This is a genomic window from Vibrio sp. S9_S30 (assembly GCF_014694455.1).
In the GTDB taxonomy this organism is placed as follows: Bacteria; Pseudomonadota; Gammaproteobacteria; order Enterobacterales; family Vibrionaceae; genus Vibrio.
In genome coordinates, this window is record NZ_JAAUWT010000165.1 from 1 (window position 1) to 346 (window position 346).

At 43.9% G+C, this 346-nt stretch carries 1 protein-coding gene; it reads left to right on the forward strand.

Going from position 1 to position 346, the window contains the following annotated elements:
• The coding region (locus HC752_RS25035) for a hypothetical protein (protein WP_238930640.1) at nucleotides 1-218 on the forward strand (218 nt) is incomplete at its 5' end.
• Nucleotides 219-346 lie beyond the last annotated feature (128 nt).

Consider the following 346-nt stretch of genomic DNA (forward strand, 5'->3'; position numbering starts at 1 on the left):
CGTTGGCAGTCCGCTTGAAGCGTTTGTTAGAGCGTAACGAGTACACAAACTCACTTGGCAGAGAAGCATTTTGCTTGCATTCAATGAACAACATCCTAACCAACAAAACCTTCTGTAACCAGACCACGACACCCAAAACGCCAATTCGGTCGAAGATTCAGAAAAACGAGCCAAGAACAAAGCTTCAAAATACGGTAAACAGGAAAGGTTTGAAATAGTCACAACGGCTTGGCTTGCGACAACTTTTCCAACTTGAGTCGGGTTTAGGAATCGAAATTTGAAGCACTGAAGCCAGCTATTTTCGAGAACCTGACAACCCTTGAATTATCAAAGCGCTATAACGCCC